This is a genomic window from Arcobacter cryaerophilus gv. crypticus (genome assembly GCF_002993025.1).
In the GTDB taxonomy this organism is placed as follows: domain Bacteria; phylum Campylobacterota; class Campylobacteria; order Campylobacterales; family Arcobacteraceae; genus Aliarcobacter; species Aliarcobacter cryaerophilus_B.
In genome coordinates, this window is record NZ_NXGI01000001.1 from 41,658 (window position 1) to 63,398 (window position 21,741).

Here is a 21,741-nt window from a genome sequence, read left to right on the forward strand (position 1 = left end):
AAGAAAATGTATCAAGTAGAAGAGGCTTTTTAAAAGCAGCTTGAAATAATGGGGTTCAACTCTCAACCTAATATTCCAAAACAAGTTGCAACTCAACAAATTAATGGGTAAATACAGGAAGAATAAATGAAGTTTGGCAATCAAATACAAATATCATAAGAATTGAAAGAAGTGAAAGTTTAATTAAAGATATGACTTTCCAAGAAAGAGTTTAATCGTTTATATTAATAAAGAAGAAGAGGAAACTCTTTTTCTTTAAAAATTAATAATATAAAGTTTTAAACTTTTATAAGATTTTTTTATAAAAAGTTTTCATTTTTACTGTAGGAGGTTAAAAAATGCATTTATTATGGGATATTAGGGTCGTATTAGACCTATTTTTAGGAGGTATTGGAATTGGAGCTTTTGTATTAGCTTCTATTTTATATACAATTGATTATGAAAAATATAAAATTGTATGTAAAACTGGGTTTTTTATGGCGCCAGTTTTTGTTGCTATTGGGTTAATATTTCTTCTTTTAGAAATAGGAAGACCTTTACATGCTGTGATTATGTTAGTTTCTGTTAATCCAACGTCTATTTTATCTTGGGGTGGATTTTTACAAGGTGGTTTTATACTTTTAAGCTTATTTATTGCTTTTAAAATATTTAAAGAGCAAACAGTTTCTAATGTATTGTTATTTATAACAATGACTTTAGCTTTTATTGTTGGTATTTATCATGGAGCTTTATTATCAAGCTTTGGAAGATCTGCTTGGAACTCTTCGCTTCCTGTTCTATTTTTATCAACTTCGTTGGTTACAGGTTTTTTAACAACGATGTTTATAGCTAAATTTTTTAAGCAAGAAGATGTAACAAATAAACTTGTAAAAGGAAGTATGATTGTATTTTTATTACTTTCATTTGTTTCTATTATTGGATGGATTTATGGACTTAAATTACAAGATACTACATCAAAAGAAGCATTAGCTTATATGATGAATGAATATTTTATTTTAATATCAATTGCAATAATTTTTGGAATGATTTTACCAATTATAATTTATATAAAATCACTTTTTGCAAAAGTTCATTTATCTAATTTTGAGTTAAAACTTACTGCAATTTCAGCATTTGTAGGTGTATTTGCTTTGAAATATGTGGTAGTTTATTTAGGTCAATTAGAATATTTAGTGAAATAAGGAACAAAAAATGGAAAAGATAAATAGAAGAAATTTTATAAAACTAAGTGCTGCAACAGCTGGTACAATTGGTATTGCTCAAGTTCCTTTTGTAAATGCAGATGAAACAAAAGTTGCAGGAGAACTTGGTCGTTGGGTTGCAACAACATGTCAAGGATGTACAAGTTGGTGTAGTGTAGAGGGATATGTTTTAGATAATAAACTTATAAAAGTGCGAGGAAATGAAAATGCTAAAGGAAATCATGGAAATATCTGTCCAAGACCACATTTAGCAATTCAACAAGTTTATGATAAAGATAGGGTTAAAACTCCACTTAAAAGAACAAATCCTAAAAAAGGAAGATATGAAGACCCACAATTTGTTCCTATTTCTTGGGAAGAGGCTATTGATACAATATCAAATAAAATAATGGAATTAATTAATAATGATGAATCTCATAAATTCTGTTTAATGAGAGGAAGATATACAGGAATGAATGCTATTCCTTATGAAACTTTCCCAAAATTAATAGGAAGTCCAAATAATATCTCTCATAGTGCTATTTGTGCAGAGGCTGAAAAATTTGGAAGATATTACACAGAAGGTTTTTGGGATTATGCAGATTTTGATTTAGAAAACACAAAGTATGTTTTAGGTTGGGGAGCTGATCCTTTGGCTTCTAATAGACAAGTTCCACATTTTATTAATATTTGGGGACATGTTTTAGATAATGCAACTGTAACAATAATAGACCCAAGACTTTCAGCAACAGCTGCAAAAGCAAACAAATGGCTTCCTATAATTCCAGGTGCTGATAGTGCATTAGCTGTTGCAATTGCTCATGTTATTCTTGTAAATGGAGTTTGGAATAAAGAGTTTGTTGGTAATTTTGCTGATAAACAAAATCATTTTATTGTGAATACTCAAATAAAAGATGAAACAATTTTTAATGAAATTCATACAAATGGGGTTGTTAAATGGTGGAATTTAGAGCTATTTGATAAAACACCTCAATGGGCTAGTGAGATTACAGGAATTAGTGCAGAAGATATTATTAAAACTGCTCTTGATTTCGCAAATGCAGGAAGCCGTGCAATTTCTTGGACAAGTCCAGGTGCTGCTATGCAAGTAAGAGGATCATACTCATCTATGGCTGCACACGCTTTAAATGGACTTGTTGGTTCTGTTGATGCAGTTGGTGGGATTTTACAAGGAAGTAAAGTTCCAAGTGCAAAAGCACCAGATGTAAAACCTTACTTAACTGAAAAAATAGAAAAAGCTCTTAAAAATAAAAAAATTGATCAAAGAGGAACACCTGCATTTCCAGCACTAAATAAAAAAAGTGGAGGAGGAGTTGTAACTGCAAATATTGCAAATGCTATTTTAAATGAAGATCCATATGATTTAAAAGTTGTTATTGGATATTGGAATAACTTTGTATTTTCAATTAATGGAAGTGATATTTGGGAAAAAGCAATGGCAAAAGTTCCATTTTTTACACATATTACGACAAATCTAGCAGAGACTTCAATGTTTGCTGATATTGTACTTCCAGCAAAAATGCATATGTTTGAGAGATTTGGATTTGTTCAAAATAAACAAAATCTTCATAGTTATTTATCAATTCAACAACCTTTAGTAAAACCATTAGGTGAAGCTAAAACAGATGAAACTGAAATATTCTGGTTATTATCAGAATCTTTAGCTAAAAAAGGTTATGACACACCATTTAAATATTATAAAGAAAATTTCAAAGACCCTGAAACTGGAAAAGAAGCTACAACTGCTGAAGAGTTTGATTTATATGCTGTTAAAACTTTAACAAAACCAATCTGGGATGGAAGTAGCAATGACAAAGGTGACACTATTAATAGTTGGAAAGAATTATTAGAAAAAGGTGTTTGGAATACTAAAAAATATACTCCTGGTAAAAAAATTGATAACTTTGCAACAGAAACTAAAAAATTTGAATTTTATAGTGAAACACTAAAAAAAGTACTTATTGAACATGCAGAAAAAAATAAATTATCAGGTGTTGATGAGGCAATGCAATTTGCAAATATAACAGCACGTGGTGATAAAGTATTTGTACCTCACTATGAACCAATTGTAAGACATGGAGATGAAAAAGAGTATCCTTTAGTTTTTGCAGAACACAGATCAAGACTTAATAGAGAGGGAAGAAGTCAAAATGTACCTTGGTATTATGAGATAAAAGATGTGGATCCAGGTGATGTTTCAAACGAAGATGTTACAAAAATAAATCCTATAACTGCAAAAGAGTATGGATTAAAAGATGGAGATAAAATTAAAATTACTTCACTTCAAGGAAGTCTTGAAAGTGTTGTGAAGTTATGGGAAGGAACAAGACCAGGAATTGTAATTAAATGCTATGGTCAAGGACATTGGGCTTATGGAAGTGTTGCAAGTGAAGTTTTTGGGCAAAAACCAAGAGGTGGAAACAATAATGCAATACATATTCATGAATATGATAGATTAAGTGGAAGTACAGCAAGACACGGTGGTACTGCACGAGTTAAAATAAATAAAATATAAAGGAGGTGTAGTATGAAACAAAAATATGGAATGGTAATTGACTTACATAAATGTGTAGGTTGTGGAGCTTGTGATTTAGCATGTAAAAGTGAAAATAATACACCTGATGGAATTTTGTGGTCAAATCATATAAATGAAACAACGGGAGTTTTCCCAAATGTAACATATAAATATATGCCAACTTTATGTAATCATTGCGAAGATGCACCATGTGTTAGATCATGTCCAACAGCTGCTATGTATAAAGATAGTGATACTGATATGACTTTACATGCAGCTGATAAATGTATTGGTTGCAAAAGTTGTATTTTGGCTTGTCCTTATGATGTTATTTCGTACAATGATAGACAGCCTCACACAAATCATAGAACAAGTAATTCTTTGGTTGAAGGTGGAACTTTTTCTACTAAAGAGATGGGAGACAAAACAAATACTCCTTATCCATATTATAATGCAGAAAGAGGTAAAACTTATCCTGCTATTAGAAGTAAAGGGGTTGTAGAAAAATGTAATTTTTGTGATCATAGAGTAAAAGGTGGATTACTTCCTTTTTGTGTTGATTCATGTCCAGCAGATGCAAGAATTTTTGGTAACTTAAATGATGAGAATTCAGCTCCAAGTAAACTACTCGCAAAATATCCAGCAGAAGTTTTAAAAGAACATAAAGGTACTAAACCTAAAGTTTTTTATATTAGAAAATTTAATAAAGTTTAATATTTTAGAAGAATATATCAAGATGTCTTGATATATTCTTCTGTTTTTGATACAATTTCCATTAAAAAATATAAAGGTAAAAAATGGATATTTTTTTAAAAACATCAAGTGCATTAAATGATGAAACAAGAGTTAAAATAATCAAGTTTTTGAATATCAATGGTGATTGTTGTGTTTGTGATTTGGAAAATTCATTTGATATGATTCAATCAAGACTTTCAAGACATTTAAAAATTTTAAAAGATGCAGGGTTTTTAAAAGTTGAAAGAGTTGGAAGATGGGCTTATTATAGTATACGAACACCACTGGATGAATTTAGGCAAAGTGCTATAAAAGAGATTATGACACTAAATATAGATTTACCAGAGTTGAAAAAGTCTTGTGAGAGTTAATTTTTTTTGATTTTTAATATATCAATAAATCTTGATATACAGATACAATAAAGGAGTAAAATGTTAGTTGCTAGTTTGATTTTTCTAATAACTTTGATTTTTGTAATATGGCAACCAAAGGGCTTACAAATAGGAACAACCGCTGTAATTGGAGCAATAATTGCTTTAATTATTGGAGTTGTTAGTTTAAATGATGTTTTAATTGTAAGCAATATTGTTTGGGATGCAACTTTGGCATTTATTGGAATTATTATTTTATCTATGGTTTTAGATGAAATAGGATTTTTTGAATGGTGTGCTTTGAAAATGGCGAAGTTTTCAAATGGAAATGGAATTTTGATGTTTATTTATTCTATTTTATTAGGGGCGTTCGTTTCAGCACTTTTTGCAAATGATGGAGCGGCTTTGATTTTGACTCCAATTTTGTTAGCAAAAATGAGAATTTTACAGCTAAATATTAAAACAATAGTCGCTTTTTTACTTGCAGGTGGATTTATAAGTGATAGTGCATCGCTTCCTTTTGTATTTTCAAATCTTACAAATATTGTAACTGCAAACTATTTTAATATCGGATTTGCCCAATATTTCTTTGATATGATAATTCCTTTTATCGTAAGTGTTATTGCTTCAATTGTTTTTTTATGGTTGATTTTACGAAAAGATATTCCAAAAACTGTTGATATATCTCTTTTGAAAGAGCCAAAAAGTGTTATTAAAAATATGAAATTATTCTATTTTTCTTGGGTATTTTTAGCAATTTTACTTATTGGTTATTTTGTTGGAGATATTTATGGTTTACCAGTTTCACTCTTTGCTTTGGGTGGGGGATTGATTTTTTTAATGATTGCTACACTATCAAAAGCTGTAAAACCAATATCAATTATAAAAGAAGCTCCTTGGCAAGTTGTTTGGTTTAGTATTGGGCTTTATATTGTGGTTTATGGACTTAAAAATGCAGGACTTACTGATTATTTAACTATTGTTTTAAAAGATTTAAGCCTAAGAGGTGACACAATTGCAGTAATTGGAACAGGATTTATAGCAGCATTTTTAAGTGCTATTATGAATAATATGCCAACAATTATGATTATGGATATAGCCTTAAGTGACATAGGAAATCAAGCGATGATTTATGCAAATATAGTTGGATGTAATCTTGGACCAAAAATGACACCATTTGGAAGTCTTGCTACTTTACTTTGGTTGCATGTTTTAGCGAAAAAAGGTGTAAAAATATCATTTGCACAATATAGTAAATTTGGTTTGATTATCACACCGCCTGTACTATTTATAGTACTTTTGGCAATTTGAATAAAAATTTAATTTAATAAAAAGGAAAAAAAATGAGTAATTTAGAAAAAAGAGTTTTGATTTTATGTACAGGAAATTCTTGTAGAAGTATTATTGCAGAAGCCCTAATAAATGCAAAATTAGAGGGAATTATCGCTCATAGTAGTGGTGTTAAAGCAAGTGGAAGAGTAAATCCAAATGCTAAAAAACTTCTTGAAGAAAAAGGGATTTGGAAAGAAGAATACCACTCAAAAACACTTGATACAGTAATAGACAATGAGTATGATTTAATAGTAACTGTTTGTGACCATGCAAATGAAACTTGCCCAATGTTTCCAAAACCAGTAGCAAAAATTCATGTGGGATTTGAAGACCCAGATGGAAAAGGTTTTGAAGCATTTGAAGCTACATATAAAGAGATTGAAGAAGTTTTACTTCCAAAAGTTCTTGAGGCTTTAAAATAATATTATAAGAGGTTTTTCCTCTTATGAGTTTTTATTACAAATATTTTTAAACTAAAGTATTTGTAATAAAAATAAAAAGGAAAAAATATGAAAACTTTAAAAATATATGACCCAGCGATGTGTTGCCCAACAGGAGTTTGTGGAACAAGTGTTGATACAAAGTTAGTTCAATTATCAAATTTTTTAAACTCTTTAGATAAAAATATGTTTACAGTAAAACGGTTTGGTTTAAGTACAAATCCACAAGAGTATGTAACAAATAGTGAAGTCTCTAAACTTCTAAATGAAGATGGAGTTGAGTCTTTGCCTTTGATTTTTTTAGATGATGAATTACTTTTTAAAGGTGATTATCCAACTGTTCCACAGCTTAGTTCAAAAATGGGTTTAGGCTCTTTTGTTGTGAAGTTTTAATATGAAAAATTTAATAAAAAAAATACCACAATTTCTTTTTTTCACAGGAAAAGGAGGAGTTGGAAAAACTTCTATGTCTTGTGCCATTAGTGTGGCATTAGCAAAAAAGGGCAAAAAAGTACTTCTTATTTCAACAGATCCTGCTTCAAATTTGGATGAAGTATTAGAAACAAAACTAAATTCAACTCCAACAAAAGTCAATGGTTTAGAAAATCTTGAAGCTATGAATATAAATCCAGTCGTTGCTGCATATGAATATAAAGAAAAGATGGTTGCACCTTTTAGGGGAATTTTGCCAAAAAGTGCAATTGAGCAAATGGAAGAGCAGTTAAGTGGAGCTTGTACTGTGGAAATTGCAGGATTTAATGAGTTTTCAAAATATGTTGGAGATGCGGATATTTCAAAAAATTATGACCATATTATTTTAGATACTGCACCAACTGGACACACTTTAAGACTTTTAAAACTTCCAAGTGCTTGGAATAGTTTTATTGAAGATAATAGCACGGGAAGTTCATGTTTAGGAGCTGTTTCAGGACTTAGTGAAAATAAAAAGCTGTATGAAAATGTAGTTGAAAATCTAAAAAATAAAGATAAAACTCTTTTGATTTTAGTTTCAAGAGCTGAGGAATTATCTTTGATTGAAGCTTCAAAAGCATCAATTGAGTTGGCAAATCAAGGAATAAAAAATCAACACTTAATCATAAATGGAGTTTTCAAAGCAAAGGATGAAGATAGTATTGCAAAAAGTTTTGAAGAAAAATCAAATAAAGCTTTGCAAAATATTGATGAAACTATAAAAACTTTAGAAAAAACAACCATTGGATTTTATCCAAACGGTGCAGTTGGACTTGAAGCCCTAAATAATATCATCAATAACACTACTCCAAAAGAGTATGAAAATGCAAAAGAAAAACTGCAAAACTCTTTAAAAGATATTTTAGAAGATACTTATTCTTGGGATAGTTTAATAGATGATTTTGAAAAAGATAAAAATGGTTTGATTATGACTATGGGAAAAGGTGGTGTTGGAAAAACTACAATAGCTTCAAATATTGCTTTAGCACTAGCTTTAAGAGGTCATAAAGTAATACTTTCTACAACAGATCCAGCATCACATTTGGAGTATGTTTCAAAAACAAATGAGAATCTGTCAATCGAAAAAATAGACCCAAAAATAGAAACCCAAAAACACATCGATGAAGTAATAGAACAAAATGAAGGCAAAATATCTGCTGAAGATATGGCACTTTTAAAAGAGGAGTTAAGTACTCCTTGTATTGAAGAGATAGCTGTTTTTAAAGCCTTTGCAAAAACTGTATCAAAAGCAAAAAATAGTTTTGTGGTACTTGATACCGCTCCAACTGGACATACTTTGCTTTTACTTGATGCTTCACAAGCCTATCATAAAGAGGTTTTAAAAAATAAAAATGATGCTTTAGAAGAGGAGTTAATTGAACTTTTACCAAGAATAAAAGATGAAAAATATACAAAAATCCTGCTTGTAACACTTCCAGAAGCAACACCAACACACGAAGCAAAAGATTTACAAGAGGATTTAAAAAGAGCAGGAATAAAACCCTATGCTTGGGTAATAAACAGAAGTTTTGCTTTGACAAATAGTTCAAATAATTTGCTTTGCCAAAAAGCCTTAAATGAGATTAAATATATCAAAGAGATAAAAGAGAGTCTGAGTTCTAAGACTTTGATTAAGCCTTGGGTGGCAGATTAATTATTTAATTGTATTTGAATTTAGTATTTAGTTATAATATATTTAGAATAATGAATAGATAAAAGGTTAGATTATGGGTATAAATGAATTATTAGAACAAGCCTTAGCATTAAATGTAAATGAAAGAACAAAACTTATCGATGAACTTTTCAAAAGCATAGATAAGCCTGATGAAGAAATAGAGCAAATCTGGGCAGATGAAGCTGATAAAAGATTGGAAGCTTATAGAAAAGGTGAACTTAAAGCTGTTCCTATGGAAAATATTTTTAAATAATGAAAGTTTTATTTTTAGAACTTGCTGAACAAGAGTTTTATGATTCCCAAGAATATTATGAAGAACATCAAACTAATTTAGGTAATAAGTTTACAAGTGAAGTATATAATGCCTTAAAAAGAATCCAAAAATTTCCTAGTATGTTTATAAAAGTTAAAAAAGATATTAGGAAATGTATTATAAATAAATTCCCTTTTAATATTTTGTATTCTATAGAAGGTGATATCATTCTAGTTATTGCAATAGCTCATCATCATAGAAATCCTGATTATTGGATTGATAGAATAAATTAAACTAATAAATTCAATAAAGTCCAAAATTTGAACTTTTATTTCACTTTATTAGAAAGTTCTTTTAAGAAGTTTATTTGAAAATCTTTTTTTATAGCATTTGGTTGATTCGCTTCGATTTTTTCCATAGCTTCATCAAAAAATGCACCTTTTGCTATTAAATAACTAGCTATTAAAGTTCCCGTTCTTCCTTTTCCACCTTGACAGTGAATTGCCACTGGATTATTGTTTTTGTTTTGTTCATCGATGAACTCTACAAGTTTTTCTACTTGCTCAAAAGTAGGGGCTTTATCATCTGCAACTGGAAGCCATAGGTTTTTGAAACCATTTTTATTGTAGTTTTCTATATTGCTATTATCTTCAAGTAAACAAACTATTGATTTTATTCCCGCTTGAGCTAAATTTTGTAAATCTTTTTCTTCTGGAACAGGCATTCCATATAATTTATTTGGTAACACAGACCATAGTTTTGAGATGTGAGTTTCATTCATATTTTGTCCTTTGTGAATAATTTTTGAATTGTATCAAAATAATATAAATATATCAATATATCTTGATATTTAGTTTTTATTCTGATATGATTTGAAGATAATTTGATTTTAGGAGGTCAATATGTTTGACTGGTTAGTAAATTTAAGTGCGATATTTGTATTTGATAATTTAGGACTTGAAAAGGGAAGCCATTTGGGTGAGGCTTTACACTTTTTTATTTATGACACTATAAAAATATTTATACTTTTAATTACAATTATTTTTTTAGTGACATTTTTGCGAAGCTATTTTCCTGTTGAAAAAATAAGAGATTATTTAGTTGGAAAACATAAACTTATTGGACATATTTTTGCAGCTTTTTTTGGAATATTAACACCATTTTGTTCTTGTAGTGCAATTCCACTTTTTTTAGGTTTTTTGCAAGCAAGAATTCCCTTAGGAGTTACATTTTCATATCTAATCTCTGCACCACTTAGTGATGCTGTTGTAATTGCCTTACTAGTTTCACTTTTTGGTTGGAAGATTACTTTACTTTATGTAGGTTTTGCTCTGTTAATAGCAATTGTAGCTGGACTTATAATTGGAGCTATGAATTTAGAAAAAGAGGTTTTAATTGAAGTTAAACCAATAAATAGTTGTTGTGGAAATTCAAATGAAGATACAGCTTTAATATCTTCAAGATTAAAAGAATCATGGGAATATACAGTTGATATATTTAAAAAGATTTATTTATATGTAATTATTGGAGTTGGAATTGGAGCATTTATTCATGGATATATTCCAGCTGAATTTATAAGTAAATATGCAGGTGGAGATGTTTGGTATGCTCCAATAGTTGCTGTTGTTATGGGAATTCCTATGTATTCAAATGCTGCTGGTATTTTACCACTAGTTGAAGTTTTAACTCAAAAAGGAATGCTTTTAGGAACGGCACTATCTTTTATGATGGCAGTTGTGGCACTAAGTCTTCCAGAAGCTTTGATTTTAAAAAGAGTTTTAAGCTTGAAGTTAATAGCAATCTTTTTTACAGTAGTAGGTCTAGCTATACTTTTAGCTGGTTATTTATTTAATTATTTAATAGGATGAAAAAATGAAAATAGAGATTTTAGGAACAGGTTGTACAAAATGTAAGGCTTTAGAAGAGGCAACAAAACAAGCAGTAGCAAAAGTTGGTGGATTTCACGAAGTTAAAAAAGTAGAAGATATAGTTGAAATTATGAACTATGGAGTTATGAGTACACCAGCACTTGTTGTTGATGGAGTTGTAAAAAGTACAGGAAAAATTTTAAGTGTTGAAGCGATAGTTGGTTTTTTAAAAGGTGATGAAGCTTGTTGTAGTACAAGTGAAAATACACCTAGTGGATGTTGTGGAAGTAAGTAAAATAATAGATGGAAAATTAATTTACCACTCCATTGCATCACTTAATTTATAATCTTTCTCTTTAGGTTTTAAATTTTTTACTTCAGTATCAGTAAGTGTTTTAATGTGTTTAGGCATTTTTACGGTACAAATCTTATTAATAAAGTTTATACCGTAAATTGTACCGCAATTTTTTTGTTATAACTGAATTTAGTAGTATTTTGATGAATGTTATAGGACTTAAGAATTCCTATTTTATGGTAAGTTTAAAACTTTATAGTATTTTTTGGATTTTGAAGAATTAATAGCTGGTGGTCGTGAAGGACTCGAAAAACTATAGAGTAACTATAAAATAGGGAATTCTTGGAATACAGTACCGTATTCAGTACCGTCAAAAAACCAGTACCGTTAAAAAATATTATTTGAATATTTTTTAAATATGATTCATTATAAAATATGAAAACTTAAATTATATAATTAAACATAAAAAATATTATCAATTTTAAAATTTACTTATATTACCTATACATCCTATATTTTGTTAATTTCTATATAAAAATAAAAATATCAAATAAGATATTTTCAATAGATTTTTCTAAGATATTTCTATCAAATTAATTTATTATAGTAACAACATTTCCATAGATATTATTTAATTGAATTAAAGAAATAAAGGAGATTAAATGAAACTACTAAGCGACGAGCAGGCAGAAAAACTACCACCATTGTATGCAACTGAAAATATTGCAACAAAAGATAAAATTGTGAAGATTAAATTCTTCACACCTGATAGTAATTGGACTTGGTATGCAGTAGAGTATGACAAAAATGAAAAAATATTCTTTGGATTTGTAAATGGACACTATCCTGAATGGGGATATTTTAGCCTAGAAGAATTAGAACAAATAAAAGGACCTCTAGGATTACATATTGAAAGAGATATACATTTTAAAGAACAACCTTTTGGACAGATAAAGGAATTACAATGAATATAGTACCAAGCAAAAAATTAATAGATAAATTACTTTGTATGGAAGTTGATGATAATGATTTCCACCAAGCTACATTAAATATGATGTACCAAGAGTGGCAGACTAATTATATTGGCTATACATATAAAGAGATTCTAGATTGGTTTGAAGATACTTATGATTCATTTGCAAAATTTGCTGTGTTGATTGGAAAATACAATCAACAAATTTGTAACGGAGGACATATTCAATATTTTGATAATGGATATGCGAATGGAGATGGAGGGTGTTTTTACAAACACTCCTCATCAATACCATTACACAATGAATTAATAAAACTTTTTGAAAAAACTGAACTTAAAGAAGATGAATTATCATTAAAAGTTTTGAAGATACTTAAAAAGTTTGAAATTGAAGAAGAAGATGATGAAATTCTAAATTATGATTATCTAAGAGCATTAGATAATCAATATTACGAATTATGTGATGAATTTATGGAATTAATAAATGATTATATAAAACAAAAAATTATAGGAGAATCAAAATGTTAGATTTTGAGGAATTAGAGATATCTTTACAAAAACATATAATTGATATTTGTGAAGATGACCAATATAACTTAGACCCTAAAACTTTATATAGAAATATATTTAACAGTAAAGGAGATATTCAAACACTTTCAAAAGTGTTTGAAGTACCAGAGCTACTGATTATAGAAATAAAAGAAAAAGGAGTAGAATTCCCATGAAAACAATTAAAGAAGTAACTAATAATACAGCTATTATTAGATTTATTGAACATAACAATAAAAAGTTCAAACTAACTTATGATAATAGAAATGGAACACCACTAGGCTTTGATTATAGATTTAAAGCTGAAATACTAAAAGATGATACATGGAATACAATAGCAGGAAAAAATGATATTGAATTTGAACAAATATCATATGTAAGTGATAAAATGAAACTTATAGAAGATTCAAAAAGATTCTTCAAAATGATGGAAGAACATATTTCACTTATGTATTAAATAATAAGTACAAAAAAGGCAGATAATTCTGCTTTTTTTGTACTTATAAGTATTATATGTCAACATTTAGATAATTGTAATTTTAAAATACTAAATAAAAACTAATACTTTAAAAGATTATAATTAATAAAAAATTGACTTATTTATTGATACAATATTATTAAAATAAAAATAGGGGTATTACATTGGAAAATAAATTTCTTTCGATTTCTAGAAAATTCATTCTTTTTCTTACAGGTCTTGCATTTATAGCGGTATTAATTGGTGCTTTTGTTGCATTAGCAAAGTTTTCAAATTCTCCAGATGAAACTATTAAAATTACAAAAATAGATTCTAATGATTATTTTACAAAAAAAGAAGAGAAGCAAGAAATAAAACAAAACATTCAAACAACAAATGATGATAAAACTGTTGTACAAAAGGAACAATCTGAGCTTGATAAAATTATTGAAGAAGCTACTGAAATAACTGTAAAAAATCTTAATATTTGTGAAACAAAAATATTAGATTCAGAAATGCTAGTTAATTATTATAATACTACACAAATAAAAGATATATTCAAAAATAATTTTTCAAAAAACATTATCTCTCTTTCAGATGAGGATAAAGCTATTGAATTTTTCAAACTTCTTAAAGAAGATAGTAATAATATTGTAAAAAATTATCAATATTTTAAAGATAATTCATTAAGATGTGGAAGTTATATTGATTGGTTATATAATGAATATTTAGAGCAACTTAAAAGCGAAAAAGATAGAATCAACTCAGAAATATTTGCTAGTAACTTTGAAAAGGCTGAAGCTCTAACTTTATTATCATTTGTAGGTATAGCATTTGGAGTTTTTGTTTTTCTTACAATAATTTTGGTGTTATTTAAAATTGAAATAAATACAAGAAAAGAAGAAGATAAAAAATAATGAAATTAAAAAAAATTATCTTCAGTTTATTCCTAATTTATAGTTTTTTAAATGCAGAAACTTTGAAAGAATATAACGGGAATAAAGTCGCTCCTCCAGAAATTATTCTAAACGAATTACCATATAATAGCGAAGGTAAGTATTATCAGTTAGTTGGAAAAATTATTCAAAGGATTGATGCAAATAGTATGTTAGTTTCAGGAACTGAAAATATTTCAACAGTATCCAAAGAAACAGTTATTTATGTTGAAGGTATTCCAAAAGGAACTACAGTTGCTAAAGGTACGTTAATCGATATAATAGTAAAAGGAGATGGTGAATACAGATATACAAATGCTGATGGTGTTTCAAAAGTTGTAGTAAAAGCTATTTGGCAAAATAAAGAAGTATATAATGATTCAAGTAGTCAACAAATTGTTGAGAAGATTGAAAACAGTGTTATAAAAAAACAATATAATGAAAATGGTATACTATTGGAAATTGAATATCCTTCAAATATAATACCTAATTCTTATGTAGATTTTAAAATAACTGTTACAAATAATCTACCATATCTAGGTACAAAAGGTGGTATATCTATTGGCTTTCCTCAATATAAAAATTTAGATATAATCAAAAATAATTCGACCTTAGCTACAAAAAATTATCCTTCTAAAAGTAAACTTTGGAATGGAAATATCAAACAAACAATTTCATCTGAGTATTTTATGATTGAAGGTTGGGAAACTGATTGGAAGCAAAGTCAAATAAAAACCATGAATTTTTCAGTTTTTATTAATGATGCTTCAGAATTAAAAAATATAAATATTTTTATTCGTTCGGCATTGATAAGTAATAAAATTGAATATGTAAATCCAATTGATGGAATAGAAGGTCAACAAGGCTATAAAAATATAAATATTTCTATTCCTTTAATTAGAGATTGATTAGTTTTAATAAAATTAAAAAAAAAGGTAGAACTATATTCTACCTTTTTTAGGTTAAATAAAATTAATTAGTAATAAATTTTATATTTATTTTTAGTCTATTAAAATATACATTTTGAAAAATATCATTTTAAAATTATACCACTACTAAAAGTCTGATTATTTAATCAAAAGATAGCTATATATAGTAATTGGTACTAAAAAATATTTATCTATATAATAAAGAAATCAAATTATTAAGCATATAAAATATATTAAATTATATTGTTTAAACATCTTTAGAGAAAATAAAGTACGTTGAGTTATGTAATTTAAAAACCTTACTTTTGGAATATGCTCCAAAAATTACTCTTTGTGGAAAAACTCTTATTTGATAAAAATTGATCAAAATGTAAAGATATGTAAGATTAACTCTGCTAAAATCTAGAACTATCAGAGACTTATAGAAAGTGCTGAATAGTCTCAATCAATATAGTTAATAGTGTTTAATTCTTTTAAAGAAAAAGATGAATAGTTTGGAGTAATTTTATTTTTGTTACTTCCAGGATTACTAATAGTAGTTGAATTTATTATATCACTAGAATTAATTGGATGATGCATATGTCCACATAAAATATATTTTGGAGTGATAATTTTATTTTTTAGCAGTCTATATAATTCTTTATCACCCCAATCATCGACACTTTCTTTATGTATAGCTGTTTTAGTTTTAGCTGGTGGTAGATGATATAAGATAATATCACAATCATCAAACTCTATAAAATCAGGTGCTATATAGGGTATACATCCAAATTTTATACCATTTATTGTTTTTATACTATTGTCACTATAAATATTTGGTATTTTAATTAACCATTCTTCATTATCTAACTCTTCTATATCATGGTTTCCACTACATACAAATAGTGGCTTTTTAAAATTGTTCATCCAATTTGTTATCCACTCTATTTGTTTAGGTAGTGTTTCTTTTTTAGAATCTTCTAAAAAATCTCCAGTGATACAAAACACATCATAGTCACCTTGTTTCTCTTCTATCCACTTAAACCATTGTTTGTTAAAGTGTAGATCGGTAGTATGTAGAATATTCATTAACTTAACCTTTGCATATATTTGTAACCTATATTAATATCATTTCCATCTACATTAATGATATATCTAGCTCCATTAGAGTGAGTAGATTTATATAAGTTTCCATTTTTTAAATAATTAGTATCTTCTCCAATATATTTTAATTGCCTTACACATTCTTTGAATTTATAGACTTTTTCAAATTTAGGATTTGATAACTTTATAATCTCTTTAGCACTAGATGATTGATAAAAAAAGTTTTTTTGTTTCATCTTTTTGAATAAATTTTGAATTTTTTCATAATCGTTATTAAACAGTATTTTATCATCAATATGTTTATCTAATAAACTGATAACTTCTTCTGTAAAACTATAGATTTCATCAACTTTTTTGTATCTAATTTTATCCCAAATTTGTAAATATTCTTTTTCTAATTCAAATTCTTCATAATGGTCTAACATGGTTCCTACTTATATAAAATTTAAAATTTCTGAAACGGGTTTAGTGTTTTTTTTATCAATAGATAAGTTTGTACCTACTTTATTTATTAAACCTTTCTCTCTAGACATAATGATATCATCTTCTATAAATTTACTGATATTTACTTTGATTCCATCTTCTGTATATGCATATGGATTTATTGATATCCAAAGAGTAATGTCTTTTTTAGGATTTTCCTTTAATCGTTTATTAACTTCGTTGTCAACAATTTCTCCATGCCAGAAATATCCTTTTTTTTTCCACCATCTATCTTTTAGACTATTTGAATAATATCCAACATATATGATTTCATCACTATCTAAAATTAAATATGCAGATTGCTCTGCATTTAGAATATCCTCATCTACTAAAAGATTAAGTTTTAATTTCCAGTTTAATAAATCATTGCCATTAAACTTAGCTTTCAGTGGCTCATCTGCAAAAAAAGCTTTTCCAATTTTTACAAACTTATACTTCGCTCCACTTTTCCCTGTAATATCAATTGTTTCCATATGAAATTTCCTTTTAGTTAAAATTATAGTATTTAAATATGATAGCTTTATGTCTGTATTTTTATTATATAAACTTTTTTAAATATTTCTCTAAATCTTTCTTAACTATATCATCAATCCATTTAGGCTCTAAAACTTTAATATGAGGAAGCCAATATTTAACTATAGGTAATATTTCCATCTCACTAGTAGCTTTTATATTTATCTCTATACTTCCATCAGAGTTTATTGATTCAATAGTTTGTGTTTTAGATATAGGTTTTCTTTGAAAGTATTTTGATACTATTTGGTCAATATATAGTTTTACATCAAAAGGTTCTACATCTTTTTGAAACCAAATAGATATAGAGTTATCTAAGAGTTTATCTAGTTCTTTTGTAGTAGTAAATGTTTCATCTATAGGTTTTATATTTGAGATATTTTTTAAATAGTATTTTTTTAATTCATCATTTCTATTATCTAATGCTATTAAATACCAAAAACCTTCATAGTTTACTATCTTTAATGGTTTAACTGTAATATCATATGTTTTATTGTTTTGGAGTTTATATTTACAATCTATAATAGTTTTAGATTTGATTGTTGATTCTAAAGTTTGTATTTCAGATAGTTTATCACTTATATCTTCTAAATCTAATTTTGCATATATAGGATTATATTCTTCATTTTTTATTTTAGATAATAGTTTTTTAGCTCTTGAATAAAAACTACCACCTACATTTTCACTAAGCTTTTCAATAATATCAAGAACTAAAGTATCTTCTAAAGAGTTTGATTTTTCTATTTTAAATCCATCTTGCATTTGCCATTTTTTATTTATTTGAACTACAGGAAAAGCTATAAGTCTTTCATTGAAATCTCTTTGTATTGTTCTAGAACTTACATTAAACTCATTAGCTAATTCAGTTACACTTAGAGCTTCGCCATCATTTAGTCTTTGAAGAATGGTTGTTAGTCTTGTTAAGATTTTATCGTAGTCGTGTTTGTATGTCATTTATATTCCAAAAATTAAAAGTTTTACAAATACTTTATCTTTTTCTATCTCTTGATTGTTATCAGTAGTAAACATCATTTCAATATTATCATCAAAAGTTCCTATACAGTTTTCCATTTTAGTATTAATCTCTAAAAGAGATAAATCATTATGCATTAGTGATATATAAATACCTTTAAAAGTATTGATATATTTGTCTAACTCTATTTTTACAGTTTTTTCAAATTCATTCCACTCAATAAGTTTTGAGAAACCTTTTATCTCACCTTCTATATTTGATATAGTATTAAAATCTTCAAAATCCATTTTCTCTACCTATATAAATGATTTGTCATTGTAAAATTTAAATGACTTGTATAATATCTTACTTTTAGTAAATTTGACCAATTGATAGTTTTTATCTACTAATATCTGTATATGTTTATTTTTATATTGACAAGGTATAAGTAAAGTACCTTTATTTTTATTTTGAAATTCTATAGAAAATGTTAAAGGTGTATTCTTAGTTACTTTTTTAAAATCCCATTTTCTATTGACTTTTACAAACTTGATAAAGCTTTTTTTGTTTTTAGAAAAAAGGGCAGTTTCTTTTATAGACTCTATAATAAATTGTTTAAGTGGTTGTTTATTTATATATTTCATACTAAAAGTATATATGTAAAAATGGCAGCTTAATGTCTGTTTACGAGTTGTATTTTATATCATGTACAATTTTTTCATAAAAATCAATAGTTTTATTTTTAGAAAATTGATAACTAAGTGGATGTTGAGTTCTGTAACATATAATATTATCATAGGTAAATTTCCAATACTTACCTTTAATAAGTGACCCTTTTTCTGTTATATATCCTTCTAGCACTTCTTTTATAATATCATCATATTCTTTTGTATTTTGAGATGTTGCCGTAACAAATACTATAAAATCTGGTTTTAAAATGTCAATTTCTCTTTTTAATACCCTTTTTGATATTTCAACAACTTCTTCTATATGGTTAGAGTTTCTAGATGAACCTTTGGCACCACTATCACATTTTAAAAGTTCTGTCCATATTACATAAGAGTCTAAATCTTTTGTATTATTTTTTATATAATTAAACTTACTGAAAAATGCATTAGAAGCCCAATCTTCTTTTTTATAACTTGTATAGCCATCTCCATTACCTTTTTTATTTGATGCTAAAACCTTGCCTCCATCAAATTCGACTCTATATCTTTGTCTTAAAATATCTATTGAATTGTCAAACTCTATAAAGTGTTTAAGTTTCCCCCACCATTTATTAGTTTCTTTTCCAATATATAATATTTTTGTTTTAGCCTGTAAATATTTTTCTTCTTCAATTGATAATAAAAAAGGTGCTGATATTTTTTCAATTTCTTCTTGAGTAAATTTTGACTTTAGTATCTTTTTATCAAATTCTTTTTCATATAGTTTTTTTAATTGTTCATTCATTGATTCTCTTTTGTAATAAAGATTTTAGATGTATATAATACATTGTTATTTTATGTACTCTAACAAATAAGATATTAAAAGTCACAAAAACATATATGCCTTCTCATTTTAAATAACACTTTCTCTCAAATTACGAATATTTTTTATAATTCATTTTAAACGTATCATAACCTCTAGTTTTTAGAACACTAAATACTTATATTAGTATTTCCTGTACCATAAAGTGTTCAAAAAGTAAAAACTACAAAATTCCACAAACCTTTAGGGGTTATGGAATAAAAAATAAGCTTTTAAAATAAAAAGTTGGTTTTACCTTATCAAACACTTCTTTAAATCTTCGTCTGTAGGTCTAATATACCTCATAGTGGTTTTTATGTCACTATGACCTATGAACTCTTTTATAAATTTTGGATTAATTGATTTTGACATATCAGTAATAATTCCTGCTCTAAAAGAGTGAGAAGAATATCTATGTCCTAAAACTTCTTGAATAAAACTATTTACTTTAGCAATAAATGTTGAACTATTTGGAGTTTTTAAAGTATTACCTTTTGTTGTTATAATAAAATCTTCATCTTTTGAGTTATCATTAAACACAAAATGTTTTTTAATCTGTTTAATTGCTTCTTTTGAAAAGAAAAGTTTTCTTTCTTTTCTAGTTTTATGAGTAACAATAATTAGTTCTTCTTTTTCAAATATAGTATTTATATCTTTTACTTTTAATTGTTTTACTTCATTAACTCTCATACCTGTAAAATATAATAGAATAAAAGTTCTTCTTAGATTGTTTTTAGTGTTAGTAGTTAAATCTTCTTTTCCATTTAAATATGTTAAAAGTTTTTGGTACTCAACTTCTGTTATATTTTCTCTGATTTTAGTGAATTTTTTCTTTTTCATAATGTTACCTCATAATTTATCTTTTATAAGGCTATTTTAGGTGCTTTAAAATCACAAATGACTGACATTATGACTTTAAAGCTGATGAACTACCCCAAATTATGTGGTTTAATTACAATGATATAAAATTAATTACTGATGTTATAAAACTTATAATAGTTAATTATTGAAGTTTTTGTTATAATTACAAATATTAGGAGTTTAGTTATGAGTAAAACACCATTTTCTAAAGAAAAAGCATTAAAATCTGCAACTGTTTCAAATCAAATCGAAGGTTATGCTCCAGTTAAGGATAAAGTAGTATTAAAAAAAGTTAAAGAGTATTTGTCTTTAATTAAATAATGAAATATTATCTACCTTCAAATCACATTTACTATGAAAATAGTGATGTTCCTATAAATAAACTAGAAATCAAAGAACTTGAAATACTAACTGAAATTGAAAAAGAATTATTAGTTAGAGCTTATGAAAAACTTCACAATGAATTGAATGAAAACATTAACTTTGATGAAAAATATTTATGTAAAGTTCATGAAACAATTTTTGCACCTTTATATACTTGGGCAGGAAAATATAGAACTGTAAATATTTCAAAAGATGAAAGTATGTTTTGCCCTTATCTAAATTTAGACTCTTTTTCAAAAGAGATATTTACAAAATTAAAAAATGACAATTTTCTAAAGAACTATGAAGATATTTCTAAAAAATCTGAATTTATAGATAGGCTATCTTTTTATATTTGTGAACTAAATGTTCTACATCCTTTTAATGAAGGGAATGGAAGAACTCTAAGATTATTCTTTGATATGATAGTTACATATAATGGTTACGAATATATTAACTATGAAGAAGCACTAGAAAATAATGAATACATAAATGCATCAATTGATTGTATGATTGCAGATTGTGAAAAAATTAAAAATATAATAACAAAAGGTTTACAAAAATCTACTCTCTAAAATTATACCTCTAACCGTTCATCTAGACAACTAATTTTTAATCGCATAGATGCTCAACCTACAGGAATAAGTAAGATAATCCTACATATAATCATTAGGATTAAACTTATAAGAGGTAAAAAATGAGTAAATATTATGCTTATATTAGAGTATCTACAGATAAACAAACTTTAGAAAATCAGAAACATAAAATCTTAGAATTTGCATTTAATAAAAAAATCCAAATTGAAGATTTTATTGAAGTTGAAGTATCTAGTGTAGGGACGCAAAGAATTTGGCCACCGCGCGCATTGACACTTGGCCACTTGACGCATAATGATTTGGCCACCGTGCGCATTTCAAAGTGAGCCATGAAATCTTTATGATGCGTCTATAAGGTTGAGCTAAGTTTTAGAGTATTCT

At 27.0% G+C, this 21,741-nt stretch carries 29 protein-coding genes; 21 read left to right on the plus strand and 8 right to left on the minus strand.

The genetic code is table 11. From position 1 onward, the window contains the following. Positions 1 to 338: 338 nt before the first annotated feature. The 10 genes from nrfD (at position 339) to CJ670_RS00275 (ending at position 9,287) form a co-directional block, all read left to right on the plus strand. On the plus strand, positions 339 to 1,181 hold the full coding sequence (gene nrfD, locus CJ670_RS00230; RefSeq protein ID WP_105938412.1) for an NrfD/PsrC family molybdoenzyme membrane anchor subunit: 843 nt from the start codon (positions 339 to 341) through the stop codon (positions 1,179 to 1,181). Positions 1,182 to 1,191: 10 nt separating this feature from the next. Beyond that, positions 1,192 to 3,717 carry a molybdopterin-dependent oxidoreductase gene (locus CJ670_RS00235; RefSeq protein WP_105938413.1) on the plus strand — a complete coding sequence of 842 codons (2,526 nt, stop codon included), beginning with the start codon at positions 1,192 to 1,194 and terminating at the stop codon, positions 3,715 to 3,717. 12 nt (positions 3,718 to 3,729) lie between these two features. Beyond that, positions 3,730 to 4,431, plus strand: coding sequence for a 4Fe-4S dicluster domain-containing protein (locus CJ670_RS00240; RefSeq protein WP_105911177.1), 702 nt, complete (start codon positions 3,730 to 3,732; stop codon positions 4,429 to 4,431). An 83-nt stretch (positions 4,432 to 4,514) separates the two neighbouring features. Beyond that, positions 4,515 to 4,823, plus strand: coding sequence for an ArsR/SmtB family transcription factor (locus CJ670_RS00245; protein WP_105938414.1), 309 nt, complete (start codon positions 4,515 to 4,517; stop codon positions 4,821 to 4,823). Positions 4,824 to 4,883: 60 nt separating this feature from the next. After that, the gene (locus tag CJ670_RS00250; RefSeq protein WP_105911175.1) at positions 4,884 to 6,134 is read left to right on the plus strand and encodes an arsenic transporter; all 1,251 of its coding nucleotides are present in this window, start codon (positions 4,884 to 4,886) and stop codon (positions 6,132 to 6,134) included. A 32-nt stretch (positions 6,135 to 6,166) separates the two neighbouring features. Further along, complete coding sequence (locus CJ670_RS00255) at positions 6,167 to 6,577, plus strand: arsenate reductase ArsC (protein WP_105938415.1); 411 nt, start codon at positions 6,167 to 6,169, stop codon at positions 6,575 to 6,577. Positions 6,578 to 6,664: 87 nt separating this feature from the next. Then, complete coding sequence (gene arsD, locus CJ670_RS00260; RefSeq protein WP_105938416.1) at positions 6,665 to 6,988, plus strand: arsenite efflux transporter metallochaperone ArsD; 324 nt, start codon at positions 6,665 to 6,667, stop codon at positions 6,986 to 6,988. Position 6,989: 1 nt separating this feature from the next. After that, a complete protein-coding gene (gene arsA / locus CJ670_RS00265; RefSeq protein ID WP_105938417.1) occupies positions 6,990 to 8,720 on the plus strand; it encodes an arsenical pump-driving ATPase in 1,731 nt (576 codons plus the stop codon). 73 nt (positions 8,721 to 8,793) lie between these two features. Further along, positions 8,794 to 8,994, plus strand: a complete 201-nt coding sequence (locus tag CJ670_RS00270) for an addiction module protein (RefSeq protein WP_105938418.1) — start codon at positions 8,794 to 8,796, stop codon at positions 8,992 to 8,994. After that, complete coding sequence (locus CJ670_RS00275; RefSeq protein WP_105938419.1) at positions 8,994 to 9,287, plus strand: type II toxin-antitoxin system RelE/ParE family toxin; 294 nt, start codon at positions 8,994 to 8,996, stop codon at positions 9,285 to 9,287. Before CJ670_RS00270 ends, CJ670_RS00275 begins: the two co-directional genes overlap by 1 nt. 35 nt (positions 9,288 to 9,322) lie before the next feature. On the opposite strand, the gene CJ670_RS00280 is transcribed toward CJ670_RS00275, so the two are convergent. Beyond that, positions 9,323 to 9,775: a protein-tyrosine phosphatase family protein gene (locus tag CJ670_RS00280; RefSeq protein WP_105938420.1), complete on the minus strand. Its 453-nt coding sequence runs from the start codon at positions 9,773 to 9,775 to the stop codon at positions 9,323 to 9,325. A 121-nt stretch (positions 9,776 to 9,896) separates the two neighbouring features. Between CJ670_RS00280 and CJ670_RS00285 the strand changes: the two genes are divergently transcribed. The 8 genes from CJ670_RS00285 (at position 9,897) to CJ670_RS00320 (ending at position 14,979) form a co-directional block, all read left to right on the plus strand. Next, positions 9,897 to 10,862 (plus strand): permease, encoded by a 966-nt coding sequence (locus CJ670_RS00285; protein WP_105938421.1) that lies wholly within the window; start codon positions 9,897 to 9,899, stop codon positions 10,860 to 10,862. Between the two features lie 4 nt (positions 10,863 to 10,866). Beyond that, positions 10,867 to 11,157 (plus strand): thioredoxin family protein, encoded by a 291-nt coding sequence (locus tag CJ670_RS00290; protein ID WP_105938422.1) that lies wholly within the window; start codon positions 10,867 to 10,869, stop codon positions 11,155 to 11,157. Positions 11,158 to 11,819: 662 nt separating this feature from the next. Continuing rightward, on the plus strand, positions 11,820 to 12,125 hold the full coding sequence (locus CJ670_RS00295) for a DUF2958 domain-containing protein (RefSeq protein WP_105938423.1): 306 nt from the start codon (positions 11,820 to 11,822) through the stop codon (positions 12,123 to 12,125). Continuing rightward, the gene (locus CJ670_RS00300) at positions 12,122 to 12,658 is read left to right on the plus strand and encodes a DMP19 family protein (RefSeq protein WP_105938424.1); all 537 of its coding nucleotides are present in this window, start codon (positions 12,122 to 12,124) and stop codon (positions 12,656 to 12,658) included. Before CJ670_RS00295 ends, CJ670_RS00300 begins: the two co-directional genes overlap by 4 nt. Continuing rightward, positions 12,652 to 12,855, plus strand: a complete 204-nt coding sequence (locus CJ670_RS00305) for a hypothetical protein (protein ID WP_105938425.1) — start codon at positions 12,652 to 12,654, stop codon at positions 12,853 to 12,855. Before CJ670_RS00300 ends, CJ670_RS00305 begins: the two co-directional genes overlap by 7 nt. Then, positions 12,852 to 13,136, plus strand: coding sequence for an immunoglobulin-like domain-containing protein (locus tag CJ670_RS00310; RefSeq protein WP_105938426.1), 285 nt, complete (start codon positions 12,852 to 12,854; stop codon positions 13,134 to 13,136). Before CJ670_RS00305 ends, CJ670_RS00310 begins: the two co-directional genes overlap by 4 nt. Positions 13,137 to 13,321: 185 nt before the next feature. Next, entirely contained in the window at positions 13,322 to 14,053 is a 732-nt protein-coding gene (locus tag CJ670_RS00315; protein WP_105938427.1) for a hypothetical protein, read from the plus strand. 62 nt (positions 14,054 to 14,115) lie between these two features. Beyond that, positions 14,116 to 14,979 carry a hypothetical protein gene (locus CJ670_RS00320; RefSeq protein ID WP_133161055.1) on the plus strand — a complete coding sequence of 288 codons (864 nt, stop codon included), beginning with the start codon at positions 14,116 to 14,118 and terminating at the stop codon, positions 14,977 to 14,979. A gap of 462 nt (positions 14,980 to 15,441) precedes the next feature. Here the strand turns inward: CJ670_RS00320 and CJ670_RS00325 are convergent, their stop codons facing one another. From CJ670_RS00325 to CJ670_RS00360, 7 genes are all read right to left on the minus strand, one after another. Continuing rightward, complete coding sequence (locus CJ670_RS00325; protein WP_228154177.1) at positions 15,442 to 16,068, minus strand: metallophosphoesterase family protein; 627 nt, start codon at positions 16,066 to 16,068, stop codon at positions 15,442 to 15,444. Beyond that, positions 16,068 to 16,508, minus strand: coding sequence for a hypothetical protein (locus tag CJ670_RS00330; RefSeq protein ID WP_105909373.1), 441 nt, complete (start codon positions 16,506 to 16,508; stop codon positions 16,068 to 16,070). The genes CJ670_RS00325 and CJ670_RS00330 overlap by 1 nt, the downstream gene beginning before the upstream one ends. A 9-nt stretch (positions 16,509 to 16,517) precedes the next feature. Continuing rightward, positions 16,518 to 17,039, minus strand: a complete 522-nt coding sequence (locus CJ670_RS00335) for a hypothetical protein (RefSeq protein WP_105909374.1) — start codon at positions 17,037 to 17,039, stop codon at positions 16,518 to 16,520. Positions 17,040 to 17,103: 64 nt separating this feature from the next. Further along, a complete protein-coding gene (locus tag CJ670_RS00340; protein WP_105909375.1) occupies positions 17,104 to 18,033 on the minus strand; it encodes a helix-turn-helix transcriptional regulator in 930 nt (309 codons plus the stop codon). Continuing rightward, the gene (locus tag CJ670_RS00345) at positions 18,034 to 18,339 is read right to left on the minus strand and encodes a hypothetical protein (protein ID WP_105909376.1); all 306 of its coding nucleotides are present in this window, start codon (positions 18,337 to 18,339) and stop codon (positions 18,034 to 18,036) included. A gap of 376 nt (positions 18,340 to 18,715) precedes the next feature. Beyond that, positions 18,716 to 19,483, minus strand: coding sequence for a hypothetical protein (locus CJ670_RS00355; protein WP_105938429.1), 768 nt, complete (start codon positions 19,481 to 19,483; stop codon positions 18,716 to 18,718). 309 nt (positions 19,484 to 19,792) lie between these two features. Continuing rightward, positions 19,793 to 20,380, minus strand: a complete 588-nt coding sequence (locus tag CJ670_RS00360) for a tyrosine-type recombinase/integrase (protein ID WP_105938430.1) — start codon at positions 20,378 to 20,380, stop codon at positions 19,793 to 19,795. A 207-nt stretch (positions 20,381 to 20,587) separates the two neighbouring features. Between CJ670_RS00360 and CJ670_RS11020 the strand changes: the two genes are divergently transcribed. From CJ670_RS11020 to CJ670_RS00370, 3 genes are all read left to right on the plus strand, one after another. Continuing rightward, entirely contained in the window at positions 20,588 to 20,722 is a 135-nt protein-coding gene (locus CJ670_RS11020; RefSeq protein WP_258237463.1) for a hypothetical protein, read from the plus strand. Then, a complete protein-coding gene (locus tag CJ670_RS00365; protein WP_105938431.1) occupies positions 20,722 to 21,339 on the plus strand; it encodes a Fic/DOC family protein in 618 nt (205 codons plus the stop codon). The genes CJ670_RS11020 and CJ670_RS00365 overlap by 1 nt, the downstream gene beginning before the upstream one ends. A 122-nt stretch (positions 21,340 to 21,461) precedes the next feature. Beyond that, complete coding sequence (locus CJ670_RS00370; protein WP_105938432.1) at positions 21,462 to 21,686, plus strand: recombinase family protein; 225 nt, start codon at positions 21,462 to 21,464, stop codon at positions 21,684 to 21,686. The last annotated feature ends 55 nt before the right edge of the window (positions 21,687 to 21,741 follow it).

Bases quoted from the DNA above. Each gene is read 5' to 3' on its own strand.
- nrfD (WP_105938412.1), top strand. From the start codon at position 339: ATGCATTTATTATGGGATATTAGGGTCGTATTAGACCTATTTTTAGGA.
- CJ670_RS00235 (WP_105938413.1), top strand. From the start codon at position 1,192: ATGGAAAAGATAAATAGAAGAAATTTTATAAAACTAAGTGCTGCAACA.
- CJ670_RS00240 (WP_105911177.1), top strand. From the start codon at position 3,730: ATGAAACAAAAATATGGAATGGTAATTGACTTACATAAATGTGTAGGT.
- CJ670_RS00245 (WP_105938414.1), top strand. From the start codon at position 4,515: ATGGATATTTTTTTAAAAACATCAAGTGCATTAAATGATGAAACAAGA.
- CJ670_RS00250 (WP_105911175.1), top strand. From the start codon at position 4,884: ATGTTAGTTGCTAGTTTGATTTTTCTAATAACTTTGATTTTTGTAATA.
- CJ670_RS00255 (WP_105938415.1), top strand. From the start codon at position 6,167: ATGAGTAATTTAGAAAAAAGAGTTTTGATTTTATGTACAGGAAATTCT.
- arsD (WP_105938416.1), top strand. From the start codon at position 6,665: ATGAAAACTTTAAAAATATATGACCCAGCGATGTGTTGCCCAACAGGA.
- arsA (WP_105938417.1), top strand. From the start codon at position 6,990: ATGAAAAATTTAATAAAAAAAATACCACAATTTCTTTTTTTCACAGGA.
- CJ670_RS00270 (WP_105938418.1), top strand. From the start codon at position 8,794: ATGGGTATAAATGAATTATTAGAACAAGCCTTAGCATTAAATGTAAAT.
- CJ670_RS00275 (WP_105938419.1), top strand. From the start codon at position 8,994: ATGAAAGTTTTATTTTTAGAACTTGCTGAACAAGAGTTTTATGATTCC.
- CJ670_RS00280 (WP_105938420.1), bottom strand. From the start codon at position 9,775: ATGAATGAAACTCACATCTCAAAACTATGGTCTGTGTTACCAAATAAA.
- CJ670_RS00285 (WP_105938421.1), top strand. From the start codon at position 9,897: ATGTTTGACTGGTTAGTAAATTTAAGTGCGATATTTGTATTTGATAAT.
- CJ670_RS00290 (WP_105938422.1), top strand. From the start codon at position 10,867: ATGAAAATAGAGATTTTAGGAACAGGTTGTACAAAATGTAAGGCTTTA.
- CJ670_RS00295 (WP_105938423.1), top strand. From the start codon at position 11,820: ATGAAACTACTAAGCGACGAGCAGGCAGAAAAACTACCACCATTGTAT.
- CJ670_RS00300 (WP_105938424.1), top strand. From the start codon at position 12,122: ATGAATATAGTACCAAGCAAAAAATTAATAGATAAATTACTTTGTATG.
- CJ670_RS00305 (WP_105938425.1), top strand. From the start codon at position 12,652: ATGTTAGATTTTGAGGAATTAGAGATATCTTTACAAAAACATATAATT.
- CJ670_RS00310 (WP_105938426.1), top strand. From the start codon at position 12,852: ATGAAAACAATTAAAGAAGTAACTAATAATACAGCTATTATTAGATTT.
- CJ670_RS00325 (WP_228154177.1), bottom strand. From the start codon at position 16,068: ATGAATATTCTACATACTACCGATCTACACTTTAACAAACAATGGTTT.
- CJ670_RS00330 (WP_105909373.1), bottom strand. From the start codon at position 16,508: ATGTTAGACCATTATGAAGAATTTGAATTAGAAAAAGAATATTTACAA.
- CJ670_RS00335 (WP_105909374.1), bottom strand. From the start codon at position 17,039: ATGGAAACAATTGATATTACAGGGAAAAGTGGAGCGAAGTATAAGTTT.
- CJ670_RS00340 (WP_105909375.1), bottom strand. From the start codon at position 18,033: ATGACATACAAACACGACTACGATAAAATCTTAACAAGACTAACAACC.
- CJ670_RS00345 (WP_105909376.1), bottom strand. From the start codon at position 18,339: ATGGATTTTGAAGATTTTAATACTATATCAAATATAGAAGGTGAGATA.
- CJ670_RS00355 (WP_105938429.1), bottom strand. From the start codon at position 19,483: ATGAATGAACAATTAAAAAAACTATATGAAAAAGAATTTGATAAAAAG.
- CJ670_RS00360 (WP_105938430.1), bottom strand. From the start codon at position 20,380: ATGAAAAAGAAAAAATTCACTAAAATCAGAGAAAATATAACAGAAGTT.
- CJ670_RS11020 (WP_258237463.1), top strand. From the start codon at position 20,588: ATGAGTAAAACACCATTTTCTAAAGAAAAAGCATTAAAATCTGCAACT.
- CJ670_RS00365 (WP_105938431.1), top strand. From the start codon at position 20,722: ATGAAATATTATCTACCTTCAAATCACATTTACTATGAAAATAGTGAT.
- CJ670_RS00370 (WP_105938432.1), top strand. From the start codon at position 21,462: ATGAGTAAATATTATGCTTATATTAGAGTATCTACAGATAAACAAACT.